Below are 12,278 nucleotides of genomic sequence, written 5' to 3' on the forward strand. Positions count from 1 at the left end.
GACGGACCCATCGCGCAACCCGCCGCCAACTCACGCGACGTCTTCACCACCGACCAGGACCCGACCGGATCCGAGCCCGACCGGGATGCCGACCTCCCCGACCCTGCCGAGACCCCCACGCAGGCCACCACCGAGGCCCCACCGCTCGCCTACGCCCCACCACCACCCGCCACCGGCCCCACCAGCACGGGCCCGACCGTCAACACCACCGCCGGCGGCACCACCTCCGGCAACACCACCCCCGGCAACACCCGCGACTCCAGCGGCGAAATTCCCGCCGACTCCGGCACCGGACAGGCGCCGAGCAGCACCACCCCGGACACGACCACCGAGACCCTCGGCACCGGCGGCGGCCCCCCGCCGCCCTCCCCGCCCCCGTACACCAGCGGCGGCGAAACCCATCAGACCTCACGCGACCAGGCGCAGCCCGCGCCCCCAGCGCACCCCGCCGAGCGCACGCCCGACCCCGAGCCGGCCGAGGACCCCCTCCCCCTGCCCGACGACGACGGCCGCGGCGACAAGGACGTCTACGAGTTGACCGACGTCTCCAGCAGCCTTCCTGAAGAAGGCGGCTCCGGGGACACCACCCGAGCGACGGGCCAGACCACCGATGCTCCGCCCCGGGAATCCGAGCGCCCGGAGCGGGAGGCCACCGACGTCGCGGCGGAGTCCGCCCCCGCTGAGAAGCCGCAGGACGACCACGGGCCCCCGGAGCCCGGCGACCGGGCGGACCACTCCACGGCCCCCGCGGTCACGGATGGCGGCGTTCCGGTGCCCGCCCCACACCCCGGAACCGACGGCGCCGCTCCTCCATCGCTCGCCTCGCACTTCAGCAGCCAGCTGAACAGCTCGCAGGACGGTGGCCGAAACAGGCAGCGGTCCCCGGAAACCGGGCAGCGCAGCACCGACGCACCCAACAGCGGCAGCCGGGGCAGGTCCCCGGAGTACCTGCCGCAGAGTCGGCGGCCCGAAGGCGGTGAGCGAGCAGACGACCGCGCCGACGCGAACCAGGACGACCGGCAGCCCGATACACGGCAGCGGACCAGCACCACGCCGCAATCGGAATCGGAGACACGGCCTCCGCTGCCCCGGACGCAGGACACGCGCCCGGAGTCAGAGGACGGACCCTCCCACGGAGACGGCCGCTCCACCCGGCCCCAACCCGCTATCGGCGGGTACCGCGAGCGGGGCGCACCCCCCGTCCATCCCGACGAGCCGCTCAGGACCGACGCCGAACCGGCCGAACCGGCCCGACCGCTCGGATCACCCGACACGGTCGACAGGAACCGACCGAAGAAGTCCGTCCGCTTCGCGGACACGATGAGGGGCCCGGAGTTCCTTCCGCAGAATCGGTGGTCCGAGACAGAGCAGGAGTCCGGCACCACGCCCCGATCGCGACCCGAAGCCGGAGTACGGACTCCTCGGCCGCCGGTGGACGACACGTCCGTCCGTGATGCCGACTCTTCCGGCACGGAAGAGTGGCGCGCCCCGTCCAAACCCAGCTCCAAGGCTCTCGGCAAACGGCCGGAACAGCCTTACGACCTCGACCGGAACGACCGGAGGCCGAACGAATCCGGCACGTTCCGCGGCTTCAGCGCGGAGCTTGGGGAATCACGGGCGGTGTTCGAACGGCTGAGCGACCGACCGGACAACGACGATCCCTTGGTCGGCCGGACCGGTCGAGTGTCGGACGCGGAGCCCGGGCGCTCCAACCGGGTCGATCGGTCCGGCCTCCCCAGGCGAAACCGGTCGTCTCGGCCCGGTCCGCCGGGCGCTCCGCCGAGGCGGGAACCGGATCAGGGCGGCACGTACGACCTCGACCACCTGCTCCCGTCGAGCCTGATGGGATCGCACACGATCCGCGCCAACGGGCTGGGCGAGAGCGTCGCCGAGTCGGTGCGGCGCTTCAACGACCACCGGCGCCGACCGGCCGGGAACACCGACCGGCACGGCGGCGGGCAGCAGGACGGCACGGCTCCCCGCAGCACCGCGCCGGTCGACGCGATCCGCGCGGAGGTCGACCGGCTGTCGACCCGGGACATGCGCAAGGTGATGGCTCCGCGGTCCTTCAAGTTCCAGGTGCCCGGCGCCGACGGCGGCGGCACCTGGAAGGTCGAGGTCTCGCTGCGCCCGAACGGCCGGTACCAGCCCGTGACCACCCCCGATCCCCGCGGGATGCGGGAGAGCAAGCAGCGGAACCGCATCGCCGAGTCCTCCGGCTCCGCTTCCAGCCGCCAGGCGACGGGCACCAGCGGCGGGACCAAGGGCCCCTCGATCGGCGTCTTCGTCAGCCCGTTCCTTATCACGCCCGTCGACACCGGGTCTGTGGGTGCGCGCCTGACCGGCAGGATCACGGCGGGCTGGCGCAGCCGCCAGGTGTCGTTCTCCGCCAACAACGCGCACGGCGTCCAGTCGACGGAGGAGCTCAAGGGGCCGCTGCACACCTACCGGTCGGACATGCGGCTCGACGTCGGCCTCACACCTCCGGGAGAAGAGCGGATCGGCCTCGGCGAGCAGCACCTCGAAGTCGATGTGCACGTCCCCGGCGGACTCGGGCGGGTACGCCCGGACGCCCCGCGGACGATCACGTTCGCCGATCCCAACGCGCCCGGCTTCGACCCCGCGCACCAGCCCTTCCCGGGCCCCGGCTTCCGCGGGGCGACCGAGACGCACCCCATCCAAGTCAGCGAACCGTCGTACAACCCGCCCCCGCGCGACGACGGCACGCCGGCGCCCGGCCGCGGTCGGAAGCTGACCGAATGGACCAACGACCACCTGGGTGTGAGACCGCGCCCGACAAGGGACTATTTCCGCAGCTCGTCGACGCGCCAGGGCATCGCTGAGCAGACCGCCGAGGACAACGCGAACACCCTGGCGACCGACATGTTCCGGGACAACATCGCCAGGACCACGAACGGCCCGCTCCCCCTTTACGTAACGGACCGGTACGGGCGCCCGCGGATCATGTACGTCTGGTCGTTCCCGACCCGCTTCGAGCTCCAGCCGGACCCGCCGAACGTCTACGACCTGAGGTCGGTGAGCGGCTCGACCAAGGGAGTGGCCTCGGGGAAGTCGCAGTCGTCGTTCTTCCGCGTACTCGTGGGCGGCGGCCTGGACATCGCCATCTCGGTGCTGGACTTCATCGCGGGCCGGATATCCCCGGTCCTGGTCGAGGTCACCGGCCAGGTCCAGCGCCACCACGGCGACTCCAGGAACCAGTCGGGCTCGCTGTCCTCGCTGTACTGGGGTTCCGCGGACACCGCTGTGTACCGGGTCTCGCGCAACTACTACGTCCAGTTCGACGGCGAACCCGAGATGCACCGCTTCCAGGGGACGACCTACGAGACGACCACCGTCGGCAATGCGAAACGGCTGCACAGCGCAGAGAACCCCGCGCCGGCGGCGCCCCCGGCCGCAACCGCGAACACGGACACCGCCACTGCGGCCGCGGCCGCCGGACCGAGCACGGCGGCGGGCGCGGACGGCGGGAACAGCCGGAACGCGACCACCGGTACGGACACCGGAGGCTTGCCCGCGGCCCTCACCCGCACCCCCCGGGCCGAGGGCCGCGAACGGTCGGCCACGCGCGCCGACAACGTGAACAGCGCACCACCGCAGGACGGCGACCGCCGGCCCCCGGTGTTCCGCAGGCCCTCCGCCTACACCTGGGGCGACGGCCAGTACTTCCGGAAGCCGCCGAACAGCGACAGGGCCATCACCGCGAACGAGGGCCTGATCCGCAAGGTCCTGCACGACCTGTCCACCGAGTACGCGGGCGTCGTCCTCCCGGACTTCTCGCGTAACGAGGACGACTTCGCGATCAAGCCCGGGCACGAGGACAGCCGCTGGTGGCAGCGCTCCGTCCGGGAGAACCCGCCGATGCGCAGGTCCTACGAGACGGCCCTGGAGAACACCCAGCGCATCGTCGACGCCCTCTCCGAGTCCGGGATGCTCGGCAACGACGGCGACCTCTACAGCCGCGACGGGCTCCTCGTCCCCCTGCTGGAGTCCTCGACGTTCAAAGACAACGTCAAGGCCGTCCGCGTCTTCGGCGACCGCGGCGCCGCGCAATACTCGGGGCCCGGCGACCGCGGCGTCGGGCTGGAGTCCAAGAGCGGTTCCACCCTGGGATCCGGCAAGGGGCGCGGCGGCAGCCTGGCGGTCTCACCGCAGGTCGCGGGCAACTTCATGGAAGGGCGACCCGATGCCCAGGGCCGGCGCGAAGCCGGTCTATTCCCCAAGCTCAGGGCGACGTTCGGCTTCTCGCGCAACGAGAGCACGGGGCAGGCGGCGAGCGGGTCCGCGGCGAACACGCTGCAGTTCAAGGGCGCCACGGACATGTGGACCAGCCCGTCGACCATCACCGTGCGCACCTACACCGGCGACGACCTCGGCCAGGACTTCGGCGGCCGCTCCCTGCGCGACCGCGGCAAGCAGCTGGGGACGCCCGAAACCCTCCGGTACGAGTTCGCGACGCCGCGGCTGCCCGACGGCACGACCATCGGCTTCCCCGGCGACGCGGACCCGGCCGTGATCCGGCCTATGGACAGGGGCGACGCGGAGAACCAGATCAAAAGTGCGGGCCGCCCCGGAAACCGGCCGGGACAGGCGCCCTCGTACATCGACCGCCTGCGCAACGCCGGCGCCGCGATCACGGACGTCACCACCGCGTTCCGCGAGGCGGGCCCGGCTCGGACGCCCCTCCGGACGCAGCCTCCCCTCCGGCAGGAGCAGCGGCAGGACGACGCCCGGGACCAGGCCCGCGACCGGGACGGCACCCCCGCCACCGCCGGCCGCGACATCAGTATGACCGAGGCCACCTACCGCCAGTTCTCCCGAAAAGGCGTCGGCGGCCGCTATCGGTGGGGCCTCGGCGGAAAGGGGTGGGTGGACGGCTACACCCGCAAGGTCCGCCACATGGTGCGTGACAGCGCAGCCGGGCGGCACTTCTTCCCCAACTACGCGTCGCCCGCGAACATGGCCGCCCACATCCAGGACGGCGCCCGCGCGAGCACCGACGTCAGCAGCCGGCTGCGCTCCCCGCACAACCTGCGCACCACGACCGACACCCGCCCCGAGGTCTCCGGCGTCAAGGCCGAACCGGTGCAGGCGGAGATCATCTCCGAGGACAGCGACGCGCCGCACGACCGCAGCATCACGAACACGCGCACCGCGAGCGCGGGCGTCGGCGGATCGGCCACGGCGCGCATCAACGCCGTGAACGACCCCGCCGGTGCCCCCGCCGGCTCCGGCCAGGGCGGTAGCCCGGTTTCCCAAGGCAGCAGCCAGGCCCCGACGTGGTCCTCCGGCCCGCAGGCGCAGCGGACCTGGGTCTTCAGCTCGAAGGGCCGCTCCAGCGCGGCGTCGCGCTCCAGCTCGACCACGGTCCTGCCCTCCAGTCCCCGGGCCTACCTGTTCCAGGCGGCCGGGACCGTCAAGCAGGCGACGGAGTTCGCGCGCAACTGGAGCATCGGCCCCACGATCAACCGCTCCGCCGTCTACTCGGGGTGGCAGGCCACCACGGACAACCTCTACTCCGGTTTCATGCACGCCTGGGGCGCCATCACCCACGGGCTGGTCGACGACGGCCTGCGCGTCGAGCGCAACGGGGACGGAGAGGTCACCGGTCTCGGCCGGACTCCGCTGGAGGGGCCCGCGGTCGACGACGCGGCCGCCGTGCGGATCCGACCCGGGTTCGAGGGGCGCGGCGAGGTGCAGACGCCTCCCGACGCCGGTCCGGCGCTGACCCGGCTCGACCAGAACCTGCGGCGCAGCCACCTCGAGCTCACCCGGAACAGCCGCGAGAAGCTGCGCCAGGCGCTGGTCTCCGACCTGGCGGACCACGCAGCCTCGCGGGGGCCCATCGCGGTCAAGGTCCGGCGGACCGACGTGGGCGGCCTGCGGCCGCACGGGCTGACCCCGGCGGTCGACGCCGTCGTGGACGTGGACGTCGCCCGGACCGATACCCGCATCGAGTCCGTCGGCGGGGAGGCGGAGATCCGGCGGAGATACCAGACCAAGACGAGCGACGGGAACATGCAGGGCTCGGCGACCCAGAACACGGCCGGCGTCCAGGGCAACTCCCTGATGTTCCCCACCCAGGCACCGCCCTCCGGCGACGGCTCCGGCACCATGCCCGACGGGGCGCGCCCCACGCCCTACAGCACGGTGCACGACAACACGATCTCGTCCGCGCAGGGCGCGGGACGCGCCATCACCGACATCGGGACCCGTTCGACCCACCTCGCGGTCGTTTCTCCCTATGCGCAGGTCAGCCAGGACACGCAGGTCACGCTGCACCTCACGTTCCCCGGCCGCGGGCCGAACGCGTGGGCCCAGGTGGACTCCGGCGTGCGGCACAACGGGGTGACCGGCCGAGGGCCGGGCGGTCGGACCTACGCCACCTACTCCGCCCACTACCTGGAGTTCCGGAGCGGCGAGCCCGATGGAGGCCGGGTGCCGCCCGGGGGCCACCCGGCCCGCTTCCCGGAGGCCGAGGGCCGGCGGCCGGACGAGCGGTGGCGGGACTGGTCCCCCCACGGCACGAGGGCGGGCGCCGCCTCACGCGGCTTCGTCGAGGTGATCGAGAACGGCGGCAAAGCGGTCAAGGACCTTGCGCACGTCGGCCTGGCGGCCGCGAACGGGTGGCGCCCGGGAGTCGGCCACAGGGACGGCACCGCCTACACGGACGCGGGGGTGGCCTCGGCGCGCGCCTTCCTCGACGGCGAGTTCGGCCGCGACGCCTACTACGACGGGGTGGACGACAGCCTCACCGACATCGCGCTCGCCTCGTCGTGGAAGGACGCGGTGAGCGGCGCCGACGGCTACCGGCCGCCGGACGTGGGCCGGACCTCGCTCGCACTCAAGGCGGGTGTCCCCCGAGGCGCGGGAGCCCGCGTCCTCGACGTCGCCCACACCGGCTCGATCAGCGGCGCGTCCGGAGCAGAGCACGGGAACGCCGCCCCCGGCTCCCACACCTCGACGCTGAGCAACACCGGTGGGCCGTCCGTCGCCGCCGAGATCTATGCGACCCACGACGGATTCCAGCGGCAGGTGGTCGACTACAACTCGCTGGAAGCGCACTCGGCGTTCAACAGCGGCGGCACCGACACGCCGGTGTTCACCGCGAAGGGGCCGTCCACGGACAAGAGCAACGTCGAGGAGCCGCTGTACCTGGTCGAGTTCGACGTGGACTGGGGGGCCTTCGCGCAGCGGCACGACCGCTCGGGCGAGCCGGCCGGCGACTCGTTCATGGGGACGACCCGCACGCGGCAGACCGGCTGGGTCACCCAGCAGGACGCGCTCGACCTGGGGTTCATCACCCCCGACACGATTCGATCGACCTCGTCCGGGCGCGCGGCCCTCCTCCTGGGGCAGGAGGATTTGCGCGCGGCGGAGGACGCGCTTCTGGAGGCGCGGCAGTCGCTGCTGCCGGCGGCCGCACAGGCCACCCGGGGCGGCCCCGGCAGCGACGACCACCGCCGCTACCTCAACCTGCTCACGGACTACCGGGGCAGGGTCGACGACTACCGGAACAGTCTGAACTCCTGGCGCGACACCGCCAACGCGGTGCGCGATCTACTGGCTCCGGCGGAGCGGCCGCAGCCGAACGTGCAGACGGACGGCGCGGAGCGGACGGAGACGGCCCCTCCCCCGCGCCTACGGCGCCCGGGCCCGCGGGGGTTGTCCACTATCGCGGAAGCCGGCGAGGGCGGGGAAGTCGAGGGCGCGGCCACCGGTGCCCCGATCGGGCCGGAGGATGCGACCGGCACGGGGGGCGGCGGCCTGCGGCGACCGGCGACCGATCCGGACGGGCCGGGCGGGCCGGACCAGCGGCCGGTGCACGACCGTCCCGAGCAGGACCCGGCGGAGCGGCATCGCGAAGGGCGCCGGGAACAACCCGCCACGTCCCCGACCGAAGAGGCCCGCGGACGACCGAGTACGGACGACGGCAGCGTGCGGCCTCCGGGAGACGTCGCCGCAGGCGAACCGAAAGGCAGACCGACCGCCGCTACGGCCACCGGCCCCAAGACCACCGCACCGCCGAACCTGCCCGCCCGCGAGACGACATCCGCGGACAGCACACAAACGCCCAGCGACATGCCACACAACGACCCAGAACAACACCTACACGCCCCACCCGACGACCAAACGCCACAGTCCAGCGACCCCGGGCGCCCGACAGAGTCGAGGCAGGCGGAACAACCCGAGACACGACAGCCCCAGAAGAGCCAGCCGTCCAAACAGAGCGAGCCGCCCGAGCAGAGCCAGCGGTCCGAGCAGCCCGGGCAGCCGGAGTCCGTGTTCCGGAACGGGGAAGCGGATCGCTCTTTCCACCGGCACGGCGGCGCCTCCGATGCGGTGGCGGCCGAGCAGGCCGGGGAGAGCGTCGGCACCGAGACTGGGCGGCCGCCGAAGCACGGCGTTCAGGAGCCGCCGCCGTCTGGGGCGAGCGGTCGGACCGGCGACCGCCCGCGGGCCGAGGACGCGCCGGAGGCCGCGTCCGCTGCTCCCGCCGACGATTCCGGGAGAGCGCGCAGCACCGGACCCGAGGAAGGCGGCGACGCGGAACCGGTCCCCGCCGACGCCCCCGATCGGAGCCGGGATGCGGGGGGCCAGGGGAATCAGCAGTCGTCCGGGCGGCCGCAGGAGGACGGGCCGGAACCGGGCCGGGCCCCCGGCCCGGACCCGCTGCCCGTGCCGGAGCGGTTCCGCTCGACATCTCCGGCTGCCGCGCCCCGCCCGCCCGCATCCCCCGAACGGCAGACCGGGCCGTCCGGCCCCCGGACCTCCGCGCCTGTCACCGCCGCCGCGCCGGTCCCGCCGTCCCCGCGGCAGTCCAGCGGCCAGTCGGAGCCGGAGGTGCAGGCGTCGTCCGACGTGCGGCGGTCCGAATCCACCGGGGCGCAGGGGGCGCAGCCGCAGGGGCGGTCCCCCGGGAACCAGGAGGCCGGGGAGCAGGGACGCCGGCGGCAGACCGCCGGGCGAGGAGCTCAGGAACCCGAAACGCCGCCGGCGATCTCCGACCTCGCGGCGTTCTTCGACGACGCGCTCAACCCCGGACGCCACCGCGGCGGCTCAACCGGCGGTTAGCACTCCCCGCGATGCGAGACGCAGGAGGGTGCCGACGGCCACGCGCTCCGCTCGCGGGACGGGACGGCTTCCCCGCCGCGGAGCCCCCGCACGAGACCCGCACCGTCCGCCGACCGGGAACCGGCCCCCGAGCGCGGAGTCGTCCGCGCCTGCTCAGACGCGGGTGAGGCGCTGGACGCCCACGCCGACGCGGCGTCCGGCCGGTGTGTCGCAAGGCGAGTCAGTGATCAGGCAGTCGACTTCGGCGAGGGCGCCGAAGCGCGCCAGCTCCACGTGGCCGATCCGCTCACTCGGGGCAAGCACGACCACGCGGTCCGCGGCGCGCAGCATCATCCGCTTGGCGGCACTCTCGACCGGAGCGCGCGTGGTCAGCCCGCGCTCGGCGCTGACACCGTCGGCCGTGATGAAGGCGACGTCGACCTGGAGGTCCTCCGGCCCGGCGGTCCCGTGTCCGCCGACGGTCGCCCCGGCGCCCGACTGGATGCGCCCGCCGATCAGCAGGACCGTCACGTCCTCGCGCACGATGAGCGCCATCGCGACCGGCATGGAGTTGGTGATCACCGTCAGGTCGCCGCCGGCGGGCAGCGAACGCGCCAACTCCTCGGCGACCGGGCCGGCGTCCAGCAGGACGGTGCCCCTGAAGGGAAGTTCGTCCAGTGCCGCCGCGGCGATCAGCTCCTCCGCGGCGGGAGCCGCGCCGGCGGTGCGGGGCGCGGAGGACCCGTCCGCGGCACAGTCAGTATCGATCGCGCTGCCTGCGGCAACACTCGTACGTCCAGGCATTACGGCCTCCCGTCCTTCGGTGGAGCACCGACCGGTGGTCGTCGGCGGGCACTGCGAATCCGGTGCGGAATCGGTTGACCGTCGACCGCCCACCGGCAACCAACCATTACCACGGGTTACAAACGCCCCACAACAGTTGGAAACGCAAACCGGCCGCGAAGAAAGCGCGGCGCAGCGGAGAACTCCGCCTCGCCCGCGACCGCGGCGATCGGGGGCCGGGAGCGGCGAGCGCCCCTTGCCTTGGCACCGGTACGCCGCGTGATCTGCGCCTGTTCCATTGACGGCCCCCTTCCACGGGTGGCGGAGCGTTGATTGTCCGGTGCGGATGTCCGACAACGCATCTAGTCAGATTCGGCGCCGCCGACATAGGGTCAGCTACCTCACACGCCCCATCGCCCCACAGGTCACCCCCCGCACCGCGCTCCTGTGGCCGGTGCGGCCACACGGCCGCAGGAGGAACGGGACATGCGGCATCGACGCACAGAGCCCCGGCATGACGAGCGGCCGCCCTCCGGCCTCGCGGATCTGCTGCTGCGCGACGACCTGGCCGGGTTCGCCGTACCGGTCGGCGACGGGTGGCGGCGTGTCAGCGCCGCCGACTTCCGGCGCGACGTGACGGCGGCGGCCAAGGGTTTCGCGGCCATCGGCCTGGACAGCGGCGACCGGATCGTCCTCGCCTGCAGAACCCGCTACGAGTGGGCGGTACTCGCTTTCGCCGCGTGGGCGATGCGCGGCACCGTGGTCCCCGTCCACCCGCGGCTCGCGCCCACCCGGCTCTGGCACATCCTGCACGACGTCCGCGCGAACATGATCGTCGCCGAGCATCCGCTGCACGGACGGGTGCTCGCCGAAGCGCGCCGCTCGCTTCCCGGCCTCGTCCGCTCGCTGTCGGTCGACAGCCCTCCGCCGGGGGACGCACCGAGCGCGCTCCAGGAGATCACGGCGGCCGGTGTGTACATGGACCCCTCCGCGGTCGCGGAGCGGTCCCGAGCGGTGACCGCCGCCGACGCGGCGGTGATCACCTACCCGGCCGCGTGGTCTCCGTCCGCGGAGCCGCACGGGGTCGTGCTGACCCACGCCAACCTGCTGGCGTCGGCGGCGGGACAGGTCAGAGCCGCGGGAGCGCTGCTGGACAGGATCCCCGACGGAGAGGCCGACACCCTGTTGCACCTCCCGCTGGCGGGCGCCGCCGGCCAGAGCCTGCTGATCGCGTCGCTGATGGCGGGCGTGCGGGTGGCGTTCCCCGCGCCCGCGTCCCACGCGGCGCCGATGCGCCAGACCCGCGCCTACGGGCCGAGCATCGCGATCGCCAGGGGCGCGCACATCGAGCGTGTCTTCGCCCTGGAGCACGCCACGGAGCACGAGCGGCCCGACAAGCAGGGGTGGGACCGCAAGAGCGCCTTCGACGCGGCGGTCGAGCACGCCGTGAAGACCGCCCGCAGCCACCGGGAGCGCCCGGGCATGCTGGGGCGCGTGTCCCATGCCATGCACGAATGGCTGTATACGCGGGTGCGGGACCGGTTCGGCGGCCGGGCGCGCATGATCGTCTGCTCCGGCGGTGTGAGCGAGCGCGTGGCGGACTTCCTCACCGGCGCGGGCATGCCCGTGGTGCAGGGAAGCGGGATCATCGCCGAGGCGGCGGGGCCGATCGCAGTCCGGCTGCCCGGTCTGACGGCCGAAGGCGGCGCCGGACGCCCTCTGCCGGGGCTGGAACTGCGCGACGGCCTGCGCGGGGAGGTGGCGGTCGCCGGGGCGGCGGTGTCACCGGCGTATTGGAACAGGCCCGATCCCGCCCGCACGCCCACGCGGCGTGATGACGGTTGGCTGTTCACGGGCCTGACGGGGCGGGTCCACGGCGACGGTTCCGCGTCGCTGACCGGCCGGATCGCCGGTGCCGGGAAGACGCCCGCGGCTCCGGCCCTGCATTCGCCCGCCGAACCGCCCGACCCGCAGCGACCGCTGCCGACGCAGGACGTCCGCGGTCCGCAGGACCGCATCGGGCACTGACCGGGCACTGACCGGGCACTGAGAAGGCTGCTCCGCGTGCCGTTCCGCGCGAACGGCAGGCCGTGGCGACGCCGCAGCGAGGACGGCACACCCCTGCAGCACGTGCGCCCGGTTTCGTTCGGTCAGAAAGAACGCCTGGTCTGGGCGGGCGCGCTGATGGGCGTCACACCCGCATATGGCCTACCACACAATGCCACACAGGCGGCTACGAATCACCAAGGACTTCCACATGGGCAGGTGACGGTGTTAACGTCGGCTCCTTGTTGCTGTGATGTCGCGCTGACCGCCCTTTCAGGCGACACCGCTCGGCTGGGTTTCGGGGAGGAGGTTGGGCGAGACCATGCCCCCTTTCGCCCATGACAGCGCGCAATGGGTCCGCGACACCGCCAAATGGG

At 73.3% G+C, this 12,278-nt stretch carries 4 protein-coding genes; 2 read left to right on the plus strand and 2 right to left on the minus strand.

What is annotated here, in order from left to right; translation table 11 throughout:
- Nucleotides 1–149: 149 nt before the first annotated feature.
- Nucleotides 150–323 (minus strand): hypothetical protein, encoded by a 174-nt coding sequence (locus ABEA15_RS25215; protein ID WP_345559548.1) that lies wholly within the window; start codon nt 321–323, stop codon nt 150–152.
- 1,519 nt (nt 324–1,842) lie between these two features.
- On the opposite strand from ABEA15_RS25215, the gene ABEA15_RS25220 reads away from it, so the two are divergent.
- The gene (locus tag ABEA15_RS25220) at nt 1,843–9,093 is read left to right on the plus strand and encodes a hypothetical protein (RefSeq protein ID WP_345559550.1); all 7,251 of its coding nucleotides are present in this window, start codon (nt 1,843–1,845) and stop codon (nt 9,091–9,093) included.
- A 153-nt stretch (nt 9,094–9,246) separates the two neighbouring features.
- Here ABEA15_RS25220 and ABEA15_RS25225 read toward each other — a convergent pair whose 3' ends face one another.
- On the minus strand, nt 9,247–9,876 hold the full coding sequence (locus ABEA15_RS25225) for a sugar phosphate isomerase family (protein ID WP_345559552.1): 630 nt from the start codon (nt 9,874–9,876) through the stop codon (nt 9,247–9,249).
- A gap of 465 nt (nt 9,877–10,341) precedes the next feature.
- On the opposite strand from ABEA15_RS25225, the gene ABEA15_RS25230 reads away from it, so the two are divergent.
- Nucleotides 10,342–11,883 carry an AMP-binding protein gene (locus ABEA15_RS25230; protein ID WP_345559554.1) on the plus strand — a complete coding sequence of 514 codons (1,542 nt, stop codon included), beginning with the start codon at nt 10,342–10,344 and terminating at the stop codon, nt 11,881–11,883.
- Nucleotides 11,884–12,278 lie beyond the last annotated feature (395 nt).

The organism is Streptomonospora halophila (assembly GCF_039542725.1).
Lineage (GTDB): Bacteria > Actinomycetota > Actinomycetes > Streptosporangiales > Streptosporangiaceae > Streptomonospora > Streptomonospora halophila.

What these genes read in the sequence shown, in the direction of transcription:
- ABEA15_RS25230 (WP_345559554.1), top strand. Translation starts at nt 10,342, where the DNA reads ATGCGGCATCGACGCACAGAGCCCCGGCATGACGAGCGGCCGCCCTCC.
- ABEA15_RS25220 (WP_345559550.1), top strand. Translation starts at nt 1,843, where the DNA reads ATGGGATCGCACACGATCCGCGCCAACGGGCTGGGCGAGAGCGTCGCC.
- ABEA15_RS25225 (WP_345559552.1), bottom strand. Translation starts at nt 9,876, where the DNA reads ATGCCTGGACGTACGAGTGTTGCCGCAGGCAGCGCGATCGATACTGAC.